The 23,817-nt window shown below is 57.5% G+C and carries 16 protein-coding genes; 8 read left to right on the top strand and 8 right to left on the bottom strand.

Annotated features, from left to right (window positions below):
• Nucleotides 1-3: 3 nt before the first annotated feature.
• The 3 genes from JTM80_RS07795 to rimO form a co-directional block, all read right to left on the bottom strand.
• Nucleotides 4-2,397, bottom strand: coding sequence for a diguanylate cyclase domain-containing protein (locus tag JTM80_RS07795; protein WP_172358598.1), 2,394 nt, complete (start codon nucleotides 2,395-2,397; stop codon nucleotides 4-6).
• Between the two features lie 301 nt (nucleotides 2,398-2,698).
• Entirely contained in the window at nucleotides 2,699-4,117 is a 1,419-nt protein-coding gene (locus JTM80_RS07800) for a DEAD/DEAH box helicase (protein WP_205370912.1), read from the bottom strand.
• A gap of 18 nt (nucleotides 4,118-4,135) precedes the next feature.
• Nucleotides 4,136-5,497: a 30S ribosomal protein S12 methylthiotransferase RimO gene (rimO, locus tag JTM80_RS07805; protein ID WP_205370914.1), complete on the bottom strand. Its 1,362-nt coding sequence runs from the start codon at nucleotides 5,495-5,497 to the stop codon at nucleotides 4,136-4,138.
• 674 nt (nucleotides 5,498-6,171) lie between these two features.
• Here rimO and btpA point away from each other — a divergent pair.
• The 6 genes from btpA to JTM80_RS07835 all read left to right on the top strand — a co-directional run bounded on the left by btpA (nucleotide 6,172) and on the right by JTM80_RS07835 (nucleotide 13,785).
• Complete coding sequence (gene btpA / locus JTM80_RS07810; RefSeq protein WP_172358595.1) at nucleotides 6,172-7,047, top strand: photosystem I biogenesis protein BtpA; 876 nt, start codon at nucleotides 6,172-6,174, stop codon at nucleotides 7,045-7,047.
• Nucleotides 7,048-7,289: 242 nt separating this feature from the next.
• Nucleotides 7,290-8,072, top strand: coding sequence for a 30S ribosomal protein S2 (gene rpsB / locus JTM80_RS07815; RefSeq protein ID WP_172358594.1), 783 nt, complete (start codon nucleotides 7,290-7,292; stop codon nucleotides 8,070-8,072).
• A 138-nt stretch (nucleotides 8,073-8,210) separates the two neighbouring features.
• A complete protein-coding gene (tsf, locus tag JTM80_RS07820) occupies nucleotides 8,211-9,008 on the top strand; it encodes a translation elongation factor Ts (protein WP_205370916.1) in 798 nt (265 codons plus the stop codon).
• Nucleotides 9,009-9,212: 204 nt separating this feature from the next.
• Nucleotides 9,213-10,361 (top strand): hypothetical protein, encoded by a 1,149-nt coding sequence (locus JTM80_RS07825; RefSeq protein WP_205370918.1) that lies wholly within the window; start codon nucleotides 9,213-9,215, stop codon nucleotides 10,359-10,361.
• 38 nt (nucleotides 10,362-10,399) lie between these two features.
• Nucleotides 10,400-12,928, top strand: a complete 2,529-nt coding sequence (gene recG, locus JTM80_RS07830; protein ID WP_172358591.1) for an ATP-dependent DNA helicase RecG — start codon at nucleotides 10,400-10,402, stop codon at nucleotides 12,926-12,928.
• 95 nt (nucleotides 12,929-13,023) lie between these two features.
• Nucleotides 13,024-13,785, top strand: a complete 762-nt coding sequence (locus JTM80_RS07835) for a HEAT repeat domain-containing protein (RefSeq protein WP_172358590.1) — start codon at nucleotides 13,024-13,026, stop codon at nucleotides 13,783-13,785.
• Nucleotides 13,786-14,019: 234 nt separating this feature from the next.
• Here JTM80_RS07835 and JTM80_RS07840 read toward each other — a convergent pair whose 3' ends face one another.
• From JTM80_RS07840 to JTM80_RS07860, 5 genes are all read right to left on the bottom strand, one after another.
• Nucleotides 14,020-14,409 carry a hypothetical protein gene (locus JTM80_RS07840; RefSeq protein WP_205370920.1) on the bottom strand — a complete coding sequence of 130 codons (390 nt, stop codon included), beginning with the start codon at nucleotides 14,407-14,409 and terminating at the stop codon, nucleotides 14,020-14,022.
• 118 nt (nucleotides 14,410-14,527) lie between these two features.
• A complete protein-coding gene (locus JTM80_RS07845) occupies nucleotides 14,528-15,166 on the bottom strand; it encodes a DUF3386 domain-containing protein (protein ID WP_172358588.1) in 639 nt (212 codons plus the stop codon).
• An 11-nt stretch (nucleotides 15,167-15,177) separates the two neighbouring features.
• The gene (locus tag JTM80_RS07850; protein ID WP_172358587.1) at nucleotides 15,178-16,332 is read right to left on the bottom strand and encodes an alanine--glyoxylate aminotransferase family protein; all 1,155 of its coding nucleotides are present in this window, start codon (nucleotides 16,330-16,332) and stop codon (nucleotides 15,178-15,180) included.
• 411 nt (nucleotides 16,333-16,743) lie between these two features.
• A complete protein-coding gene (locus JTM80_RS07855; RefSeq protein ID WP_225906793.1) occupies nucleotides 16,744-17,040 on the bottom strand; it encodes a hypothetical protein in 297 nt (98 codons plus the stop codon).
• A gap of 621 nt (nucleotides 17,041-17,661) precedes the next feature.
• The gene (locus JTM80_RS07860; RefSeq protein WP_172358586.1) at nucleotides 17,662-18,960 is read right to left on the bottom strand and encodes a glycosyltransferase family 1 protein; all 1,299 of its coding nucleotides are present in this window, start codon (nucleotides 18,958-18,960) and stop codon (nucleotides 17,662-17,664) included.
• A gap of 867 nt (nucleotides 18,961-19,827) precedes the next feature.
• Here JTM80_RS07860 and sir point away from each other — a divergent pair.
• Together sir and JTM80_RS07870 are read left to right on the top strand one after the other, a co-directional pair.
• The gene (gene sir, locus JTM80_RS07865; RefSeq protein WP_205370922.1) at nucleotides 19,828-21,747 is read left to right on the top strand and encodes a sulfite reductase, ferredoxin dependent; all 1,920 of its coding nucleotides are present in this window, start codon (nucleotides 19,828-19,830) and stop codon (nucleotides 21,745-21,747) included.
• A gap of 413 nt (nucleotides 21,748-22,160) precedes the next feature.
• Nucleotides 22,161-23,753 (top strand): BamA/TamA family outer membrane protein, encoded by a 1,593-nt coding sequence (locus JTM80_RS07870; RefSeq protein WP_172358584.1) that lies wholly within the window; start codon nucleotides 22,161-22,163, stop codon nucleotides 23,751-23,753.
• Nucleotides 23,754-23,817 lie beyond the last annotated feature (64 nt).

The raw sequence follows: 23,817 nt of genomic DNA on the forward strand, positions 1-23,817 counted from the left end.
CCCCTAGTCCATACAATAGCGATTGCGCCCCTGGGCTTTAGCCCGATACAACGCCCGGTCGGACTGGTCGAGCAGCTTTAGCGGCGAACTGAGGGACGACGGAATGACGCTGACGATGCCAAAGCTGAGGGTGGACGGGGTGCGAGTGACGGGGGAGGGCGGTAGGCTCGTGAGGTTTCGGAGTTCCTTCTGAATCCGCTGCACCACGCGCACCGCGCCCAAACGGTTTGTGTTGGGCAGCACGATGGCAAATTCTTCGCCGCCATAGCGAGCCACAAAATCTGCCGGACGGTGCAAGGCCCGCCCAATCGCAGTGGCAATCTCCATCAGACACTCATCCCCTGCTAAATGTCCGTGGGTGTCGTTGTATTGCTTGAAATAATCCACATCACACAGCACCAGCGACAGCGGCGTGCCCTCACGGGCGGCCCGGTTCCACTCCTGCTGGAGATAGTCGTCGAGATAGCGGCGATTGGCAACGCGAGTAAGCTGATCGTGGGTTGCCAAGTAGGCTAGCTCCTGGTTGGCATACTGCAACTGGCGATATAGCTCCGACTGCTGGATCGCAATGCCCACCTGGGAAGCAAGCTGCTGGATCAGGTCGATTTCGGCACGTTCCCAGGTGCGCGGCTGATGGCACTGCTGCACCGAAAGCAGCCCCCAGAGGCGATCGCCCTGCAATAGCCCCACCGTCAGCGCTGCCTGCACCTGAAATTGCCGCCAGTAGGCGATCGCCTCCGCAGAGAGGTTTGCTCGCTCCAGACAATCAATCGCTTTGGCATGACCCCGAACATAAAACTTGAGCCAATCTTCCCCTGGCTCCGGAGTGATGTTAGCGCCTAGCATTGGGGAACGTCCTGGCTCAACGGACTCGACCGCGATGCCGCAGCGCCAGTCTTCACCAAACTGCCCAATTAGCACCCGGTCAACTTGAAAGAACTGCCGGACTTCATGAACCGTTGTGCTGAGAATCGCATCTAAATCCAGCGATTGGCGGATGCGCTGGGTCATAGAGGCCAGGAGTCGCTGCTGCTGCACCTGCGATCGCAGCAATTGCTCAAGCTGTTTTTGCTCGGTAATGTCTTGGGCCGTGCCAAATAGCTTGGTCACGGTGCCATCTGAGGACTGTCGGGCCCGTCCGCGGGCTTCGATATGACGAATTGAGCCGTCGGGCCGGATAATGCGGGCCTGAAACCGAAAGGGCTGCCCAGTAGCGATCGCCTTTGACAAAATCCGCCGTAGCCGGGGCCGATCTTCTGGGTGATATTGCTGCTCATTTTCTGCCAAGGTCGGAGCGGGCTGCGTGGGATCAAGCCCAAAAACGTGAAACACTTCGGTAGACCAAGTGACGGTCTGAGTCGCTACATCTAGTTCCCAGCTACCCATGTGCGTGAGCGCCTGGGCTTCTCTGAGCAAGGCCTCGCTGCTGGCGAGGGCATCGGTCAGCGCTTGTCGCCGCCGAATTTCCTGGTGCAATGCGTCGTTCTTTTGGGTGACGGTCGATTGCAGCGCCCGAATCACCTCGCACAGTTCCAGCGGATCGAGCATGTGAACAACGCTGGTTTGCGTCAAAATCCCCACCAGTTCTCCCCGGCTACCCACCACCACCAGCCGCCGAATCCGGTTCTCCTGCATTTGCTGATAGGCGCTCCACAGGGATTGCTGCGGGCTGGTTTGCAGCAGGGGTGTACTCATCACTTCCCCCGCGTAGGTCTGGGCAAGGTTCAGTCCGTCTGCCTGGAATCGCACAATGTCTTGCTCTGTCACAATGCCCAGGGGAGCGACATCGCCCTGGGAACCGTCGGTCAGATCGGATTTGGCAGCCTGGTTTTCGGGTGCGTCGGGCAATTGGGGCAAGGTCGGCACAATCACCACACAACTCACCCGATGCTGCGTCATTTGGTGGGCCAGATCTGTGACGGAGGTGCTGGGCAGAGCCGAGACCACGCGGCTAACCATGACATCCGACACCTGGCGAAATTTCAGCAGGTCGCTGGGCTGGAGCAGATTGCGAATCGAATTCGGGGTCATGACTCCTAGCACTTCGCCCTGGCTGCCAAGAATGGGCAAGTGGCGAATTTGGTGTTGCCGAAAGATTTGCAGCACTGCTAGCAAGTCATCCAGGTCTGTTTCAGCCAGCGTGATTACGGGAGACACCATCACAGTGGCGATCGCCTCGGCGGGCTGGAGCGAACCCCTGGCGATCGCCCGCACCACATCTCGTTCGGTAAAGATTCCTACTAGTTGCCCTGCCCGAAGCACCAGCGCAAAGCTGCTGCGGGTTTCGCTCATGGTGCGGATGACTTGGGCGATCGCCGTGTCAGATTCTACGCTGAGAAACTGGTGGAGAACCCCCTCTGCAAAAAGCTGCTGTCGAGAAATTTGAACCTGAGCCACCTTGCCCTTGAATCTTTTTCAGATGGAACGTTCAGACGAAACGCCAACAGAAACACCAAAACACCCAAAAAAGCCGCTAAGCGCGATTTTATCCGTTTTCGTAAATATGAAGAACCGGGCAAGACGAAATTTACTCATCTCACCCTAAAAGTTCTCTAAAGTTTTTGGTGACGGGCTTGGATTGCCCCGGCTGCCTTCTCGAAGAAGCTTGAAGAAGCCCGTAGAGCTATTGGAGCCACTCAAAGAATCTGGCGCTGACCGACCGCTAGTAGGCGACTAGGCGACAGTCAGCGCAGGCAGCCTACTCATTGACCGACGTTTTGGAGCGCTTGATGGGCTTCGGCTTGGGCCCGCTGCTATAGTCGCTGCGAGGACGACTCTCTTCCACGGGCAAGTCGTCGGAGTAGGCATGGTCGCCACGCATCCAAGCGGGGCGCGTCTGGTCGTAGGCCATCTGCAAGGCCGCAGCGGCGATCGCCCGCATGTCGTACTCCTCAATCAATTGCGTCACAATCGGCAGGAAGGAGGCGAGGCGATCGCCCACCAGCGCTTCCCGCAGTTGCCCCTGGAGCTTCTCCAGATAGCGGGCTTCGATCTGGGCGCGGGTCGGGATTGTGCCCGCTTGCAACTGCTGGCGGATGTGCCGCTCAATGTCCCGCAGCTTGCGCTTGTCTAGCGGCTGAATCAGCGTAATCGCCGTGCCCTCTTTGCCCGCACGACCCGTGCGACCAATCCGGTGGACGTAGCTTTCCACGCTGTCGGGCAGGTCGTAGTTGATCACATGGCTCAAATCGTCCACATGCAGACCGCGAGCGGCAATGTCTGTCGCCACTACCCAGCGCACCTGACGCTGCCGGAAGCGCAGTAGCAGCCGTTCCCGCTGAGACTGGCTGAGGTCGCCATGATACTCATCGACGCTGTGCCCGGCGGCTTGCAGTTGGCGGGTCAGGTCTGCGGCGGCTTTGCGCGTGCGGACGAAGATCAGTGCCGATTCGGGATCTTCCAGTTCCAAAATGGGCTGGAGGGCGCGGGCTTTCGTCCAACCCCGCGGCACCATGTACACCACCTGATTAATCCGCGTCGGGGCGGCCTTGGGCTGCTCGATGCTGACGGTGACGGGCGATCGCAAAAACTTGGCCGCCAGTTCGCGAATCGACGGATCCATCGTGGCAGAGAAAAACGCGGTCTGCCGCTCTGGAGGCGACTGGCTCAGGATTTTTTCCACGTCTTGAATAAAGCCCATGTTCAGCATCTCATCGGCTTCATCCAGCACCAGCCAGCCCAGCTTGTTCAACTTCAGGTCGCCTCGCTTCAGCAAGTCCAGCACGCGACCGGGCGTGCCCACGATAATTTGCACGCCCCGCTGGAGGCGGTTGATTTGCAGATCGATGGACTGTCCGCCGTAGGTCGGCAAAATTTTCAGGCGGCGATCGTCCGTCAGTGTCCGAATCGACTGATAGACCTGGATCGCTAGCTCGCGGGTCGGCGTTAGGATGAGCGCCTGCACCGCGTTGTTGTTGACATCAATTTGTTCCAAAATGGGCAGCGAAAAGGCCGCCGTTTTGCCCGTTCCTGTCTGGGCCAGACCCACCACGTCGCGCCCCGACAGCAGATGGGGAATTGCCTGCGCCTGAATCGGTGTTGGTGCGGTAAATCCAGCTTTTTCTAGATGGCGCGCCCGCGCCTCAGACAAACCCAGACTAGTGAATGAAAGCGTCATTAGTTCTCCTTAAAGAGTTCAGTTTGCTGAGACACGGCTGAGCGCGCCTCTGAGTTGGGTGCGGGCATCGGCAATCTGCCCGTAGAGGTCATACACGTCGGCTCCGGTGATTTCTACCGTGGCCATTGATCCCAGCCGAGCATCGCCTTGGACATAGACCAGCCCGTCCACTTCGGGAGAGAAGCGGGCCGATCGCCCTACCAATTCGTTTGTTTCGGGATTTTCCTGTTCGATGAGAACGTCTACCACACGCCCTACCTGAGCCTGGTTGCGCCGCAGGGAAATCGGCTGCTGCACCTGCATGAGGCGATCGCGCCGGTCATCCATCACGGCTTGCGGCAGTTGGTTAGGCAGGTTAAAGGCGGGGGTTCCCTCTTCAGCAGAAAAGGTAAACACCCCCACATGGTCAAACTCGTGCCGCTGCACAAACGCCAGCAGATGCTGAAAATGCTCCTCTGTTTCGCCAGGGAAGCCGACGATAAACGTGGTTCGCAGCACCGCATCGGGGATTGCGGTTTTAATCCGCTCGATGATGCCGTCGTTGACCTGACCCTGCCAGGGACGATTCATCGCCCGCAGCACCTCCGGATGGGAATGCTGCAACGGCAAATCCAGATAGGGCAGCACGTTGGGCGTTTCCTGAATCGCCGCGATCACCTTGGAGGTCAGCCCTGTCGGGTAGGCGTAGTGCATCCGAATCCAGGGCACTTCCACCTCACCCAGCGCCCGCAGCAGTTCCGCCAGCCGGGGTTCGCCGTACAGATCCACGCCATAGTTGGTGGTGATCTGGGAAATCAGGATAATTTCCTGAACGCCCTCAGCCGCGAGCTGTTTCGCTTCGGCGACGATGGACTCGATCGAGCGCGATCGCTGGTTGCCGCGCAGGTGAGGAATAATGCAAAACGCACAGCGATAGTCGCAGCCCTCGGCGATGCGGAGATAGGCTACGCCTTCAGTGGTTGTGCGATAGCGGGGCGTGGTTTCATCTGCGATGTAAACTGGCTCCGCAGACACTTCCTGAACCCGCTCACCCGCCTCCGCTCGCTGAATCACCTCCACAATCTTGTGGTAGTCCCCAGTGCCCACCACTGCTACCGCTTCGGGGATCTCGTCCAGCAGTTCTTTCTGGAAGTGCTGTGCCATGCAGCCTGTAATTACAATCTTCTTGTTAGCCTCAGCTAGCTCGACCAGAGTTCGCACCGACTCTTCGCGAGCCGCCTGGATAAAGCTACAGGTGTTGACGATGACGTAATCGGCTAACTCTTCGTTGGAATCAACCTGATAGCCAGACTGCACTAGCAGCCCCAGCATATGCTCCGTGTCGATTCGATTCTTCTCACAGCCTAGGTGAGAAACTGCAATAACTGGCTTAATGCTCATTCAAAACTTGGGTAATGTGCGGGTTGAACGGAAGTTAAGCGGTAAACAGAACGAATATGCAGCGATCGCCCGTTACAGTGAAATCCTCACCGCCTTCATCCCCAGCCCTTTCAAGCTACGCAGCCTCGTAACATAATTGAGGTGTGGGGAATACCGTTAAACGCAATCGCACTAATCTAAACTGAACTGATCCCTATTATAGCCTAAAACATTACATAACTATACATTTCAGGCACGCTTCATCAAAATACCTATCAAAAGATAGAGTCAGACGACATCTTGTGGTAATGCCAGACACATTAGCCAGATCTACTGAACCAGACCCACGAGTCTCTGTCGGAAGGCTATCGGAACTCTGGGGCTGAATCTATGCTGAACCTGACTTGCTGAACCTGACTTGCTAAACCTGACTTCGATCTCGTACTTGGCGGAGGATGGTCATCTGCAACCGCGTACCGAGCAGCTTCCAGTGTAGACAATTCTCAGCGGCCTTGGGGTTGCCGTCATCGTGCCCTTGTTGCTGTAAAGTTGAACGTATGCGGGTGGACTGTGTGCAGTTCGCTCGTTGCTCAGCAGGTTCGCCAACTCGTAGATTAGTCAGGGATTTAAGCGACTTTTCTATCGCCAACCCATAGCGAACGTTTTAGAACTGGCTTCGTCAATTATCTAGCCGCGTGGACTTAACGCAGATTTTCAAAACAAAGCATCCGGTGATTGGGGTTGTGCATCTGTTGCCACTGCCCACATCGCCACGTTGGGGAAACAGCCTCAAAGCCGTCATTGCGCGGGCCGAGCAGGAAGCAACCGCGCTGGCATCCGGCGGCGTGGATGGGCTAATCGTTGAAAACTTTTTTGATGCGCCCTTTACAAAGGACTCTGTTGATCCCGCAGTGGTCAGCGCCATGAGCCTAGTGGTGCAACGGCTGATGAACCTGGTGACGCTGCCGATCGGCGTGAACGTGCTGCGGAACGACGCTCGAAGCGCAATGGCGATCGCCACCTGCACCCGCGCCCACTTTATCCGGGTCAACGTGCTGACGGGCGTGATGGCGACCGATCAGGGATTAATCGAAGGTCGCGCCCACGAGCTATTGCGCTATCGCCGCGAACTGGGCAGCGAGGTCAAGATTTTTGCCGACGTGCTGGTGAAACACGCCCGCCCGCTAGGGTCGCCCAACCTAACGACTGCTGTGCAGGAAACGATCGAGCGGGGATTGGCGGATGCGGTGATTCTGTCTGGTTGGGCCACAGGCAGCCCGCCCAGCCTGGAAGACTTGGAACTGGCCAGCGCCGCAGCAGGCGACACGCCCGTATTCATCGGCAGCGGAGCCAGTTGGGAAAATATTCCTCGCCTGATCCAGGCAGCAGATGGTGTGATCGTGTCCAGTTCGCTGAAGCGCCACGGACAGATCGAGCAGCCTATCGACCCGATCCGCGTCAGTCAGTTTGTGGAAGCGATGCAGCGTAGCCTCTCGGAGAAAGCAGAAAAAGCAGCCAATCTGCCGACTCAATCCGCAGCGCCGGAACGACTGGCAGCCCGCGAAGGGTAGGAAGCGTGGGTAATGCGGCGGCTGTGCAGAGCAGAAATTTTCTGGAGCATAGTGGGCGATCACTATGATACGCTAGAGAAGTTGTCTAAATTCGCACATCCGGGCTTTCGGGTGTTCTGAAGACCCAGGTATCAAGGCTTTCAAAGAATTCGCAGCAGGTTTAGTGTTGCGCTGCGCTTCTCCCTGATCACCTGTTCAGGATGCTCCCGGATGAAGGAATAACCCGAAAGGAGATTAAATTCATGCCAGTTGTTTCATTGGCTCAGTTGCTTGAGTCAGGGGTTCACTTTGGGCACCAAACTCGCCGCTGGAACCCCAAGATGTCGCCCTACATCTACACCTCGCGCAACGGGGTACACATCATTGACCTGGTGCAGACTGCCCAGTACATGGATGAAGCTTACAGCTACGTCCGTACCGAAGCCGAAAAGGGCAGCAAGTTTTTGTTCATTGGAACCAAGCGTCAGGCTGCGGGCATTGTGGCTCAAGAAGCGCTGCGCTGCGGCTCCTACTTCGTAAACCAGCGCTGGCTGGGCGGCATGTTGACGAACTGGGCCACGATTAAAACCCGCGTCGATCGCCTGAAGGAACTGGAGCGTCGCCAAGAGACGGGGCAGCTTGACCTGCTTCCCAAGAAGGAAGCCGCGATGCTGCGCCGCGAACTAGAGAAACTCCAGAAATATCTGGGCGGCATCAAAGCAATGCGGAAGATTCCCGATGTTGTGGTGATTGTTGACCAGCGCCGGGAATATAACGCCGTGCAGGAGTGCCAAAAGCTCGGTATTCCCATCGTTTCGCTGCTGGATACCAACTGTGATCCCGACCTGGTAGACGTGCCGATTCCTGCCAACGACGATGCGATTCGCTCAATCAAACTCATCGTCGGTCGTCTAGCGGATGCCATCTACGAGGGTCGCCACGGCCAGTTGGATGCAGAAGAAGAGTACGACTACGAGGGCGCTGAAGAAGAGTACGACTACGAAGATGCCGAATTCGCAGACGATGAAGAAGGCGAAGAAAACTAGGCATTAGGGGTGAAGGGAGCAGGAGTCAGCAGGTCGGGTTCGGGCTTGAGCAAGCACCTGACACCTGGCCCCTGATCCCTGTAACCTAAGACCTGGATAGCAACAGTTCAACCACTTGCACACGGGGACTCAACGAACATGGCGGAGATTTCGGCAAAGCTCGTCAAGGAACTGCGCGACAAGACTGGCGCAGGGATGCTGGATTGCAAAAAAGCCCTTGCAGAATCCGATGGCGACATTGAAAAAGCGGTGGAATGGCTGCGGAAGCGAGGCATCACCAAAGCGGAAAAAGCGCTGAGCAAGACGACGGCAGAGGGCCTAGTTGGAAGTTATATTCATACGGGCGGCCGGGTTGGTGTGCTGGTTGAGGTCAACTGCCAGACTGACTTTGTGGCGCGGAACGAATCGTTCCAGCAGTTGGTGCGCGATGTGGCGATGCAGATTGCGGCTAGCCCCAACGTAGAATACGTGAAGGTGGCTGATATTCCTGAGGATGTGATTGCGAAGGAAAAGGAAATTGAGGCGGGCAAGGATGACCTGTCCAACAAGCCGGAAGCCGTCCGCGCCAAGATTGTGGAAGGCCGCATTGAGAAGCGCCTGAAGGAACTGTCGCTGCTGGATCAGTCCTACATCAAAGACCAGAGCATTACCGTTGAGGAGCATATCAAGAATGTGATTGCCAACCTGGGCGAAAACATTCAGGTACGCCGCTTTGTGCGGTTTGTGATGGGTGAAGGCATTGAGAAGGAGGAGACCGACTTCGCCGCAGAAGTGGCTGCCCAAACTGGCGCTAAGGAAGAACCCAAGGCTGAAGCTCAAAAGGAAGAACCCAAGGCTGAAGCTCAAAAGGAAGAACCCAAGGCCGAACCCAAGGCTGAGCCTAAGGCTGCGCCCAAGGCTGAGGTGAAAGAAGAGAAGAAGAAAAAGAAGAAGTAGGATCAGAGCAGGGCTGGATTTTGAGAGCTTGAGTTCAGTTTCTCGGATTCCAGCGCTTTGTCTGTTCGTCTAATCGATTCGGGCGAGAGGCTTTGTCAAGAGGCTTTGTCGAACGCTGAAAGAGGCTAGGGTGTGAAAGCAGCAGGCTGAAAGGTCTGAGTTGCTTTTATGCTCTAGTCTTTTGGCATTGCATGAGGGACGGCTATGGCAAAAACGGTTGAGCAAATTGAGCAAGATTTGGCGGCGCTGGTGGGGGCGATCGCCAAATTGCAGCAAGAATTTGAGCAGGTCTATCGCGGCTATCTGACGGAGCTAGGAACGACGACCCGCCAGCAGTTGATCATGGCCAGCTACCACCTCTGCACGCAGGGCTATCCCGACGCATTTCTGAGCCTTTCGATGAGCCAGCGCGAGGCATTGCAGCGATCGCTCCGTCAGGTCGCCCAGGCGGCCCAAGATCGCCTGTTGCGGGCGCTGGACGAAGATGAGTGCTGGGACTCTGATGCAGAGCCAGCACCCGGTGCGCCGGAGGAGTCTAGGGGGCTGATCCTGTCGCAAGCTGAGGCGGAAGAACTGAGAGCCGCGTTAAACGAGAAGTTTGGACTGACAGAAGTGGAGTTCGACGATGACTCCTATGAGGATTCGTATTTTGACGAGCCACCGGAGAACCTGGGCGAGGATTCGGAATCTAACAGGGAAGGCGTGGCGGCGGGCGATTTGGGAAGCGATCCCTACGGGAGTCGCCCCCAGGATGCCCCTAATTCTTCAACTCAGGAGCTTGCCATCACAGATGCGCTGAATGCTTCTCCGGAAGACCTGCTCGAAGCGGCCGCAGCGTCTCTCTCGCGGGCAGCCTCCGAGGCAGCCGCCCAAGCCAAGGCTAAAGGCGCTTCCAGTTCCAATCGAGCGCCGTCGCCGATAGATAGTCTGGTGCGGTGGCAAGCGAAAATTGAGCGACGGATTGCCGCAGTGCTGCGCGACCAGTCCCAGGCGGCGAATCGCCTGCTGCACCAGGTCAACATTTTGCCCAACCAGATCCCGGCACCGATTATGGAAGTGGCGGCCAAGGCGGGTGCATCTGACTCGACGCTCGGCCTGCCCAACCTGTTGAACTTGATGATCGAAGCGCAGGGCGACAAGCCAGATCAGGTATCGATTACTCGAATCGTGGCAATTCGCCTGCGGCTGTCGGAGCTAGAGTTTGGGTCGCCGCTGTTGGCCAACTGGCGCTCAAAGCTGCGCGGGTTAAACGCCCGCCTCAAGCAGCTTGGCCAAGAATATGAGAAAAAGTCTCGCGAACGGGCGATCGCCCAGGCAGAGCAGGCGTGGCGTTCGACATGGCATGAAGATTGAGGCTGGCCAAACCCAATAATTCACTTTAGAATTCCAGCATGGACTGGCTGCGACTGCAAAAGGCACTGGCAATCGAGGCGGAGCGGGGTTTCAATGACCTGGAGGGCAACCAGCACCGCTTTAGCGAGTTTTTGGCGCTAACGCTGCGAGAGCCGCCGACCGAGTTGCCGATTGTGGAACAGGAACGGCTGCGGGCGATCGCCCGTGAGTTTTCTCGCTATTCTGACCTCACCTTTGCCCAGCGGCAGCATCTCGTCGCTGATACGCGCCGAGTGCTGTACCAGACGAAACGCTCAGCAGAAGATCGGGCGCAAGCGGAGGAATCTGAAGGGGCGTTAGCGAAGGTTTCTGAAGGAATCGCCCAAGATTCAGACAACACCGCCGCGACGGCTGCAACCCCGACCCGCACCGCCCCAAAAACGAAAGTTCCCAAAGCCATTCCTCTGGTTGAAAAAAGCAGTCGGTTGACGCTTGACCAGTCCGTGACCTATCTCCCTGGGGTGGGCGCAAAAAACGCCGAACGTCTGGCCAAACTTGGGCTACACACGGTTCGCGACCTGCTTTACTACTACCCCCGCGACCACATCGACTACGCCCGCCAGGTGAATATCCGCGACCTAGAGCCAGGGGAAACCGTGACGCTGATTGGCACAGTAAAAAACTGCACCGTCTTCAACAGTCCGCGCAACCCCAAGCTGGCCATTTTTGAGATGACCGTGCGCGACCACACCGGGCAAATTAAGCTCAGCCGATTTTACGCCGGGGCGCGGTTTCGCAGTCGCGGCTGGCAAGAGCAGCAAAAGCGGCTGTATCCGCCAGGGGCAGTGGTGGCTGCGTCGGGACTGGTGAAACAGGGCAAAGCAGGCAAAACGCTGGATGACCCGCAGATCGAGGTGATCGACCATATTGGCGGGTCGATCGAGTCGATGAAGGTGGGGCGCGTGGTGCCGGTGTATCCGCTGACGGAGGGCGTGCAGGCAGACGTGGTGCGAAAAGCAGTGCTGGGGGCGCTGCCTGCTGTGAGCCAGTTGCAGGAGGCGTTGCCCAACGGCCTGCGCGAAAAGTATGGACTGGTGGGCATTCAGGAGGCGATCGCCCACATTCACTTTCCACCAGAGGGCGAATCCCTCGCCGCCGCCCGTCGCCGCCTGGTGTTTGACGAATTTTTCTACCTGCAACTGGGCCTGCTCAAGCGCCGCCAGACCCAGCGCCAGGAACAGACCAGCGCCGTCCTCGCGCCGACGGGCAAGCTCATCGACGAGTTCTACAACATCCTGCCATTCCAACTGACAAACGCCCAGCAGCGCGTCGTCAACGACATTCTCAACGACCTGCAACAGACCGCACCAATGAATCGCCTGGTGCAGGGCGACGTGGGTTCTGGGAAAACGGTGGTGGCCGTGGTGGCAATTTTGGCGGCGATCCAGGCGGGCTTTCAGGCGGCGCTGATGGCTCCCACCGAAGTTCTAGCCGAGCAACACTATCGCAAACTGGTGGGCTGGTTCAACCCGCTGCACCTTTCTGTAGAACTGCTGACCGGATCGACCAAAGCTGCCAAGCGTCGCCAAATTCACGACGACCTGGCCACGGGCGCACTGCCGCTGCTGGTGGGCACTCATGCGCTGATCGAAGATCCGGTGCAGTTCTCGCGCCTGGGGCTGGTGGTGATCGACGAGCAGCATCGCTTTGGAGTGCAGCAGCGGGCGCGGCTCCAGCAAAAAGGCGACCATCCCCATGTGCTGACCATGACCGCCACGCCGATTCCCCGGACGCTGGCGCTGACGCTGCACGGCGATCTGGACGTGAGCCAGATTGACGAACTGCCGCCGGGTCGCAAGGCGATTCAGACCAATGTGCTGACGGCCAAAGAGCGATCGCACGCCTACGACCTCATGCGCCGCGAAATCGCCCAGGGTCGGCAGGTCTATATCGTGCTGCCGCTGGTGGAGGAGTCGGAAAAGCTGGATCTCAAATCAGCGATTGAGGAGTATCAGCGGCTCCGAGATGTGATCTTTCCCGAATTTCAAATCGGCCTGCTGCACGGGCGCATGACCTCCGCCGAAAAAGACGAGGCCATTTCTCAATTTCGTGAGGGGCAAACCCAAATTCTGGTTTCAACGACGGTGGTGGAGGTCGGCGTGGATGTGCCCAACGCCACGGTCATGCTGATCGAACACGCGGAACGGTTTGGCCTGTCGCAGCTTCATCAGCTCCGGGGGCGGGTCGGACGGGGCGCGGCTCAGTCCTTTTGCCTGCTAATGAGCAGCACCAAGTCGGAAACTGCCCGCCAGCGGCTGAAAGTGCTGGAGCAGTCCCAAGACGGCTTTTTCATTTCAGAAATGGACATGCGCTTTCGCGGGCCGGGCGAAGTGCTGGGGACACGCCAATCGGGATTGCCCGACTTTGCCCTGGCCAGCTTGGTGGAAGATCAGGACGTGCTGAACCTAGCCCGCGAGGCTGCTGAAACCGCCATGACCAAAGACCCCACGCTCGATCGCTGGCCGCTGATGAAGTCTGAACTGACCTATCGCTATCGCAAGCTCATGGGCGGCACGATTCTAACGTAATCCGAGTTTGGAGAATCGGAGGTGGGTCAGCAGGCGGGAGAAAGCCCCCCGTTTCGACTCCCAACCCCGGCCCCGCATTGCTGTAAAGTGACAATATGTACGACAATGACGACCTTTCTGTGCTGGCGGCGGAGCTAGATCTTGACCTGGAAAGTCCGCTAGACAAGCTCGACGAGTCCGACAGCGAGACAGAAGCCCCCAAGCCTGATCCCGATGAAATGTTGGCGCTGCTGGAGTCGCCCCAACCTCAGCAGCGAATGCTGGCTGCACGTGCGTTTTGCGAATTGGAAGATGCGCGGGCCGTGCCGCATCTGATTCGGCTTCTGAGTGAAGCTTGTCCGCTGGTGCGGGTGAGTGCGGCCTATGCGCTGGGACGAAACCCCAGCAGCGAGGCCGTGGAGCCACTGATCGCGCAGTTTCAAAAAGACTGGAACGGCTACGTGCGAAAGGGTATCGTGTGGGCGCTGGGGAATAGCCGCGATCGCCGCGTGTTGGAGCCTCTGTTAGTGGCGCTAAAAACCGACATTCCGGCAGTCCGCCTGTGGGCCGCTAGCGCCCTGGCGCAAATGTCCTCTGTGGGATACGACGAAATCATCGCCGCCATTCCGCCGCTGATCGAAGCGCTGCGCCGCGACCCGATCGCCGCCGTGCGGAGCAACTGTGCCTGGTCGGTGGGTCAGCTTTGCCGCGAGTTGCCGTCGAATGTGGTCTATGCCACAGCGATTGATGCGCTGATCGAGGCGTTTGCCGAAGACGAAGAAATGGGTGTTCGCGAAGATGCCAAACTGTCGATGCTGAAGCTGGGCGATCCGCGTGGGCTTCAGGTGATTGAAGAACTGGAGCAGGAAGGGTTTTAGGCAGGGTGTATCCCACTTTTGTAGCCCTCACCCTAAATCCCTCTCCCAAAGCGGGAGAGGGACTTCCAATCCGGCTCCCCTTCTCTCTTTTTGGGAGAAGGGGCTGGGGGATGAAGGCAAACTTGCAGAACTGGGATGCGCCCTTTAGGCAGGACTGATGCACTTGTAGAGTAACGGATTGGCAATTCAAAATCGGCAATCCAAAATCCAAAATCCTGCTCATTATCCAAAACCCTACTCCCCATAAAACTCATCGATGCGCTCCACATAATCCAACTGCGCCAAGTTTAGGAGCGTCTCGCGCCAGTTTGGGCTGTGGGTTTCACCCATGCAGAGGATTTGTGCTGCGCTGCACCGGATGCGCCCCGGACTGTGGGGATAGAACTCAATCGCCGGGTTGAGAGCTTGGACTTCTGCCTGATGCTTGGCGCTGCGGGGAATGCAAAACTCGTAGCGGAGCGATCGCCCTCCATCCGCTGGCCCCACCAATCCCTCCGGCGAAACCTGAGACAGGTCAAAGCTGATTTTGCTCAGGCTGGCTAGCGCAGGTGAACAGGACAAAAGGGCGATCGCTCCTACTCCGAAAATCCCCACAACCCGCATTAGGCGGAGTTTTTTACCCATCGCCGCAAATCCAAACTCGCACATCCAAAATCAAGCACCCACGCAAGAATCAAGCACCCACTCAAGCAGCCCAACTTCGAGGCACAGGGTGCGTAAAAATTGGGCTGCGGCTAGAACCCTACAGCAGTTCGATGTTCGACAGGGTAAACTCCGTCGTGGTCTGCGTATCGCCCTGGGTCGAGTGAATCACCTGGCGCGTCAGCAGATAATAGCCGCCGAAGTTTTCGTAGGTGCTGTCTACGCGGTTCTCGCGCACAACTTCACCCGTTTCGGCGTTGCGGAAGGTCACGTCGTAGCCCGTCGAGATGTAGCCCGCGCCCGTGTCGAGGCTGCTGTGGTGGTTAATCACAAAGGCGTTACCCCCCATGACGCGGCTCACCTGGCAGATCTCGTTGTTCCGCAGCTTGTAGTTTGACCCCATCGCGTCGCCGCTGACGAGGATTTCAACCGCACCCGTCTCATCGGTGTTGCCCAGCGAGAAGCGGTTTTTGCCGTGGGCCTGCTCAAAGCTGCTGCGCTTGCGGTGGGTCACGATTTCCCAGAGCATTCCCTGGAGCGACTCGCGCACTGCCTCATCCGACAGTTCGACGACCTCATAGCTCAGGTCAGCGTTTACCCGCACCTTGCCTGTATAGGTTTCGCCGCCCTGAGTCAGGGTCACGTCAGCCGTGAAGCCTGGAAAATGCTCATCCCAGGTATAGCGATTCTCGTAGGCCGCCCGAAAAAGCGATTGAGCGTCTAGCGTGGTTTGCGTCATGAGGAAAGCTCCTAAGCCGTTTCATTTAGGATCTTAGCGGCTGCGGCCACGCCTGCGCCGGGGGTTACGCCGTCGTACCCCAACTCAATCAGCGTGGCTTCTAGCGCACCCACGGCCGTCAAAATGTCGCGATCGCACACAAAGCCCAAGTGCCCCACGCGGAAAATCTTGCCCTTCAGGTCGTCCTGTCCGCCAGCCAGCGCAATGTCGAATTTCTTCTTCATTACCGAGCGAATTTTCTCGGACTCTACGCCCACCGGAGCCACGGCAGTAATCGCAGGGCTGGACGTGCCATCGGCGGCAAACAACGGCAGCCCCAAGGCTTTCATGGCAGCGCGGGTGGCGTTCATCTGGCGATGGTGTCGCGCAAAGATATTTTCCAACCCCTCTGCCTGCATCATTTTCAGCGCCACTTGCAGCGCAAAGAACATATTCACAGGTGGCGTGAAGGGCGTGGTGTTTTTTGCCGCGTCTTTGCGATATTTGCCCAGATCAAGGTAAAAGCGGGGAATCTTGGCCGTGGCGTAGGCTTCCCAGGCTTTGGGGCCAACCGCAACAAAGCCCAATCCTGGCGGCAGCATGAAGCCCTTTTGGGAACCCGACGCAACCACATCCAGCCCCCATTCGTCGATGGGCACGTTGGTTGCGCCCAGGCTGGTGACAGCATCTACGATAATCAGCGCCCCGTGGGCCTTGACGTGCCGATTGATGGTTTCCAGGTCGTTCAGCACGCCCGTCGAGGTTTCGCTGTGGGTGACGATGACAGCCTTGATGTCTTTGGCAGTGTCGGCTTCTAGGCGGGTGCGAAAGTCTTCGGGGTCTAGTGCTTTGCCCCATTCGGCGGTGACGCGCTCCACGTTTAGCCCAAAGCCCTCCGCAAGCTGGGCCCAGCGATCGCCAAATTTGCCGTTTGTGCCCACCAACACGCGATCGCCCGGACTCAAAAAGTTAATGATCCCCGCTTCCATTGCGCCCGTGCCGCTGGCCGTCAGGATCAGCACGTCGTTCTCGGTCTGGTGCAGCCACTTTAGCCCCGCAGTCACCTCCGCCATGATCGTGCCAAACTCGCCGCTGCGGTGGCCAATCGGGTGCTTTGCCAGCGCCAACAGCACCGACTCCGGCACAGGTGTCGGGCCGGGAATCATCAACATCAGCTTATTGTCCATTGCTCTGTCCTGCCTCTGAACTCAGGGGAATTTAGATTTTGCGTCGATCTAATATTTTGGGGCATTTTTGGAGTATCTATCAGAATGCCACATTCTGGAGAGCGCAGGCGTTGGGATGGAAAGACCCAAGGTTGGGCCTTCTGCACGTTAGATTCGTTAGATTTTGGATTGGGAATCGAGGAATTTGGGACTGAGAATTTTGGATTTTGGATTGACAGACTAAGAGCTAATTTATGAAGCAAATCTTAAGAAGCCTGAAACTCTTGGCATGTGTGGCTTTGAGGTCATGCTTGCCCAGGAAAAGCGGTTTCTCGGAAATCCTTGATTAACAAGGCTTTCAGGCTCCTTTACAAATTAGCTCTAAGCCGCCAAAATCCAAAACCCAAAACCCAAAATCGCCCTTATCTGTTCTTACTCGTTTGCGCTAGGGTTGCTGCGGATTTCACGATGGAGGTAGCGCAGCACTTCACCGGGGCGACCGTCGAGGACGATGCCGTGGGGCGGGAAGTCTAGGGCGTGCGTCCACTCGAAGCGTTCGGCATAGCGGAGCAGGTGCAGACGGTCAATCGCCATCTGCGCGTCTTCAGGCAGGCCAATGATGCAGTGGCGCAGGCGGCGACGGTGGGGCAATTCGCAGGTGAGCGGGGGCAGCGAAAACTGGGTCGCCTCCGAGATTGGGGACGACCAGGTGTATTGAATTGTCAGCATTTGGGGTTTCCTCCAGGAAACGAGGGGGTAGGAAACCCCGAAATGTTGGCCGCCCACGGACGTGAAGCGCTGGGACAGGGCGGCCTACAATGGACGCAGCCCTGAGACAGGCGGTGACTGTCGAGGGGTCAGGCGTTGGTGGGTGCTGCTAACACCTGCCAATGCCGTAGATGACTAAACGACCAAAATTTCGGGGGGAAAGTGGGCTGCGTCGAAGGGAACCAACGAGCAGCTTGATGGACGATTGTACTGGATGCGTTTCACTGACGCAAGAGAATTTTAGATAGGACTTACGCAGTTAGACAATTTCTCGCGGGCTGCGCCCGCGAGAAATTGTCCAAAACCCAAAGAGATGATCGCGAGTGCGTCAGTCCTGTTGGATTTTGGATTGGGGCGGGACGGGGCTGGCAGCGGGGGCATGGAGGGCGATCGCCCTTCGTCAACGCCAGAGTTTCCCCAACCAGAGTTACCTAAATAAGCTTCCCCAACCAGAGTTATCCCAGCTAGAGTTTCCCAAACGAGCTTCCCATGCAAGCTTCCCTAACAAGACGCTCTCCCGGTGCTGCAATAGGCTGTCGAGAGAGCGTCTTGTGGAGGCGCAAATTCGGCGGGATGCCAGCGCTATGCCGCTACTTCCTGAGCGTCTTCCTCCATCTCTATCGGGACGACCTCAGCCGCCACACTGGCGATGAGTTGCAGATAGAGTTGCCCCAGGCGCGATGCAACGCTGTCCCAGCTAAAGCCGAGTTCTACGCGCTGGCGACCCGCATGGCCCAGCTTGTCTCGCCAAGCAGGGTTTTTGAGGATGCGGGCGATCGCCCTGGCAAAGGCCTCAGCATCTTTGGGCGGCACCAGCAGCCCTGTGACTTCGGGGACAACGGTATATTGCAGCCCACCCACATTGCTGGCCACTACAGGCGTATGGCTGGCCATTGCCTCAATGGGCACCAGGCCAAAGGGTTCATAGTGGCTGGGCACCACGCACACATCCGCCGCCGCGTAATAGAGATGCAAGTTGGTGTCACCCAGGCGGCCGGGGAATTGGGTTATGGCGGTCAACCCCAGCGCTTGCACAATGCCTTCAATGCGATCGCGCTCCAGTCCATCACTTTTGCCGGGGCGACTGCCGCCGCCAATCACCAGCTTCAGATTGGGCAGATGCCGCAAATCAGACTCTCCTACAGCCCGAACCAGCGTTTCGATGCCCTTGCGCGGGTCAAATCGCCCCACATACAGCACGATCTTATCTTCGGGAGCAAAGCCGAGCTGCTGGCGGGCTTCGGCGCGGGTGACTTGGCCAAAGCGGCTAATGTCCGTGCCGCAGGGAATCATGTCGATGCGCCCCTGGGTGGAGACGAGCGATCGCATGTGTTCTCGCTCTTGGGGACTGGTCGCCACCACCGAATCCACCGTTTCCAGGCAGTCTTTTTCGACCATCAGGCGTTTCGCGCCAATCGGCGGCAAATCGCCCAGTGTGCGATACTTCACTGCGCCCAGCGAGTGGTAGGTATGCACCTGCACCAGCGACGGCATCTGACGCTTTAGCCGCATCCCCACCCACGACGAGAGCCAGTAGTGGGTGTGAACGAGCGAATACTCAACCCCTTCCTGCGTTTGAAAGGCGAGAAACTGCTCAACAAACTCCGGCAAATAGTCGAACAGCACATCGCGGCTCATAAACTCTGCCGGGCCAGCCACCAGCCGAATCGTCCGGCAATGGGGCTGGTGTTCCACGATCATCGGCTGCTCTGGGTCGCTGCGGCGCGTAAACATATCTACCTGCCAACCCTGCGCGGCCAGTGTTTCACCAACCTGGCGCACGTAGACATTTTGCCCGCCTGCCTCTTCCTGTCCAATCTCAGCCGCCGGATCTCCGTCCACCGAAATCAGAGCAACACGATGCTTCTGCTTCAGAAACATGCTTTTCACCTCATGGTTAACGCCTGCCAGCTCGCGAACCAGAGGTGCTCTCTTAGAAGTAAAAGATTCCCTCAGCGATCGCGGGCCAGCACATCTCAGCAATCGATACGTACTAGCGATGAACACCGACGAGAATCAGGACACACCAACCAAGCCAGCCGCTCCGTCACTTAGGGCGTGCTTTAAAACCTTTTGATCCCCCCTTTAGCCCCCCTTGAGCAAGATCAGGGGGATTCAAGGGGGATCGACTCAGGGCAATCAACGACCTAGAAGGTTTTAAGACACTGCCCACACAAACCGTTATCGGCTCGGAAGTCGTGAGGGTAGAAATCCCCTTTAGGTCAGCTCTCAATCCAGACTCAGCCACTTAGCTGATACAAGATTCAAAAGCTACCGCAGACTTGCTGAACTTTTGTTTGTCTAGGCTCCAGTGCTTTCTAAATCACTAATGATCTTGGAAGCACTAAATTAGGCTGGCTTATCATTTAACTGAGAAGATATCTCATTTCAAATTGTTTCGTCAACGTTGTACGCTGCCAAATCTTCACGCTAGGGTCTAGTCGTGGTAAGGCTTTTGACTGCTCAGAAAAGCAGCTTGTAAATTGTAAGCTTGGCTACAAAACGCTACAAAACTGTGATCTGAACTGTAGTCTGAACAAAAGACTCTGAAGACTTTCCCTGCTTTTCTGCCTGGAAATGTGGGAGATGAGATGATAAGACTTAAGATACTAATAGGGCTTAATTCCTATCGGGATACCGGAAATATTCGCCGAGGGCATCTCATCTAGCGTTAAGCTCTCAACTGTGCGTCGAAATTCCTTGGCGATCGCGCCGATCCTTATTTACCCGCCATTCTCCAGCCAGTCTATGTCTCCTACTTCCACACCCGCCGCTCCCAAAGTTTCCAAGGTCGAAGGCATCAAAGAGCGCAGCCACGGGCTGAGGGAACCCGTCGCCACCGAGCTGCGGCAAGACACCACCCACTTCACCGAAGATGCGGTGCAGATCCTCAAGTTTCACGGCTCCTATCAGCAAGACAACCGCGACAACCGGGTCAAAGGCCAGGAGAAAGACTATCAGTTTATGCTGCGGACGCGCAGCCCCGGCGGCATGATTCCTGCCCAGCTTTATCTGGCGCTGGACACGCTCTCGGAGCAATATGGCAACCACACGCTGCGGGCGACAACGCGGCAAGGCTTCCAGATTCACGGCATCCTCAAAAAGAACCTGAAAACGGTGATGGCCACTATCGTCCGCAATCTGGGGTCTACGCTTGGGGCTTGCGGCGATCTGAATCGCAACGTTATGGCCCCACCCGCCCCGTTCAAGGATCGCCCCGAATATGCGCTGGCGTGGGAGTATGCAAACAACATCGCTGACCTGCTCACGCCGCAGACGGGAGCCTATTATGAAATTTGGCTGGATGGCGAAAAGGTAATTTCTGCTGAGGAGCATCCCGACGTGGTGGCGGCCCGCCAGCGCAACGGCAACCGCACCATCTTTCACGACCACGAAGAGCCGATCTACGGTACGCAGTACATGCCCCGCAAGTTCAAGGCCTGCGTGACCGTTCCTGGCGACAACTCAGTTGATCTGTTTTCCCAAGATCTGGGGCTGGTGGTGATTACTGACGACCAGGGTAATCTGGAGGGCTTCAACATTTACGCGGGCGGCGGGCTAGGGCGGACGCACAACAAGGAGGAAACCTTTGCGCGGGTGGCTGACCCGATTGGCTATGTCGATAAAGCCGATATTTACGATGCGGTGAAGGCGATCGTGGCGACGCAGCGGGACTATGGCGATCGCGCTGAGCGCCGCCATGCCCGTATGAAGTATCTGATTCACGACTGGGGCGTGGATAAGTTTCGCAGCATGGTGGAGAGCTATCTGGGCAAGCCGCTGCAACCGCTGAGGCCCCTGCCGCCGTTTGAGTATAAGGATTTTCTGGGCTGGCATGAGCAGGGCGATGGCAAACTGTTTTTGGGTATTTCGGTGGAAAATGGCCGCGTCAAGGATGAGGGCGCGTTTCAGCTTAAAACTGCTCTGCGCGAGATTGAGCAAACCTTCGCGCTGCCCATGCGCCTGACCCCGCATCAGAACATTCTGCTGCACGACATCGCACCGGGCGATCGCCCAAAAATTCAAGCCATCCTGACCCGCTGCGGCATCCAGGCAGAAACCGACATCGATACGCTGGTGCGCTATTCCATGGCCTGTCCGGCGTTGCCCACCTGCGGGCTGGCGATCGCCGAATCTGAACGCGCCCTGCCCACCGTGCTGGAGCGGATTCGCGCCCTGCTGGATCGCGTGGGCCTGCCCGATGAGCATTTCGTCGTGCGGATGACGGGCTGCCCCAATGGCTGCGCTCGCCCCTACCTGGCGGAAATTGGCTTCGTTGGCCAAGCGCCCGATGCCTATCAGCTTTGGCTGGGAGCCGATCCGCACCAGACTCGTCTTGGACTGGTCTACATGGACAAGATGCCGATTCAAGATCTGGAAAAAACGCTAGAGCCGCTGTTCGTCTTTTTCAAACAAAAGCGCAACGCCAACGAGAGCTTTGGGGATTTTGCCCACCGCGTTGGTCTGGAGGCTTTGCGCCAGTTTGCAGCCAAATACAAGCCTGGCCAGGTCGCCAAACCCGCCCGCCCCGGCAAGGCCCGCTACCGCATCGGCATCCGCGATGAGGTGTATGAAAAGCTGAAGGCGATCGCCACTGACAAGGGCCTCTCCATGACCGACATCACTACCCAGGCGCTAGAGGAATACCTGAAGCAGTTTGGCCGCTAGCCGCAGGTCAAGCGCTCTGGCCAAGCGCTCTGGCCAAGCACTCTGGGCAAGCACTCTGGGCAAGTTAGACCGAATCTTTGGGACAGTTGCCATGACCCAAGCTCTACAGCCTTCCATCGAGCAGCGATTCGTCCAGACGGGCGTAAGCTAGAGGCTGCGGCTCTGCTTTGCGTCGGCTTACGATGTATTTCTTGATGATGTATTTCTTGATGAGGTCAGCACCGTTGATTGCGATTTCAGCGAGTCCGTCTACCCGCTATCCTGCTTGGTGACTGAGGACAGTTCACTGACGGTTTGCTGACGGTTTGCTGACGATTTACTGACGGTTTACTGACGGTTTACTGTTACTGACGGCTTACCAAGGACAAAAGGCGGCGCAGGATTCATAAATTTTATGTGAGGAGATAAAGTCCATGCAACGGCTCTACCATTTGCCTGTGATGTCGCTGAGCGTGCTGACAAAGATCGCAGGAACGATCAGCGTGGTGTTGATGTCTGCGCTGTCTGTCCAGGCAACTCCAGAACTCTTAAAAACTCATCAGGATACGCTTCATCTCCAGCAGGACGGAGCCGATGTTGCAGGACTTGCACTGCTGGCCCAGGCAAGGCAACTGCCCGAATCGCTGGAGCAGCTTGAAGCAGAGGCGACGCGCAGCCAGGGGCGGGGTCTGTCTGGTGTTCAGCCGTCTGCGCCGGAGCCAGAAACCGTCGTCGCGCCCACGCCAGACGCTTCGACCCGCGCTGAGGATTTGTGGGTCGAAGAGACGCTGGAGGTCGAGCCGACGTTTTCCCCCCAAAATGCACCGGATGGGGGTGAAGCGCCCGTCCTTGTGCCCGCTCAGCAGCAATCCTCTCTGACCGCGCTAGATTCGGAGGCGATCGCCCAAATTCCCGCCCTATACGACTTTGAGCAGGGCAATGTGCTCCGCTTTCAGCTTGCAAGTGATCTGCCCGATCCCACGGCGCTGCAAAGTCCCCTGCGACGGCGCGTGGTGCGGACGACGATCCAAAGCACGGGGCTGTCAGCGGTGGCCAGCCTGCGACAACCCCTCAGCGCAGACAGCTACATTCACCTGGCGGTGGTGGGCGGCACTACGGCGCTGGGAGCCGACCTGGGCGCGGTGTTTGGCAACTTTGGCGCGAATGTGTTTAGCCAGCGATCGCACTTGGGCGCGTTCAAAGGGGGCGATCGCGACGTAGACCTGCCCACAGGCGATACGCCCTGGATTCACCGACTGGGCGGCGGCGTGGAATATACCTTTTCCATTGGCAATGAAATCGAGTCGGCGCTAGGCGTGACCTATCAGCGAGTGTCGGTGCGCGACGATTTCTTTTCAGACAATATTTTCCCCAGAGACGAAGACGGCAATCGCTTCACCGTAGAAAATAATGGGATTGACGATCTAGTCAGCGTGGACTTTGTGGCAGCGGTCGATCGCCGCAACGATGGAGCCTATTCTACTGAAGGCTCTCTGCTGCGGTTTGGGGCAAGCCAGGGCTTTCTAATCGACACGGACGATGCCTTTACCCGGTTCACTGGCTCCTATACCCACTACCTGCCATTGAACCTGTTCGGCTTTGATCGGGGGCCTCGGACGCTGGTGTTAAACGTGCAGGCGGGCACAACCCTGGGCGATGTGCCGCCCTATATTGGCTTTAACCTGGGCGGCAACAACTCGGTGCGGGGCTTTTCGGGCGGCGGCATCAGCACCAGCAGCAGCTTTATCCAAGCCACTGCGGAATATCGCTTTCCGGTTGCCCGGTTGAACCTGTTTAACCGCGATATCGACCTGCGCGGCATCCTGTTCATCGACTACGCCAATGACCTGGGCACGGCCGATGACGTGATCGGCGAACCCGCCATCGCCCGCGACAAACCCGGCGAGGGTTTTGGCTTTGGGGCAGGGTTGCAAGCCCGCACGCCGCTGGGCTTTGGTCGGCTAGAGTTTGGCTTTACCGACACGGGCGAGAGCAGGCTGATTGCCACCTTTGGCGATCGCTTCTAGCCCATGACGGGAGAAGAGAGGAAAAAGAAAGAACGAAGAAGTTTCGTTCTTCCTTCTTCCTTCT

The organism is Thermoleptolyngbya sp. PKUAC-SCTB121 (assembly GCF_016919485.1).
Classification (GTDB): domain Bacteria; phylum Cyanobacteriota; class Cyanobacteriia; order Elainellales; family Elainellaceae; genus Thermoleptolyngbya; species Thermoleptolyngbya sichuanensis.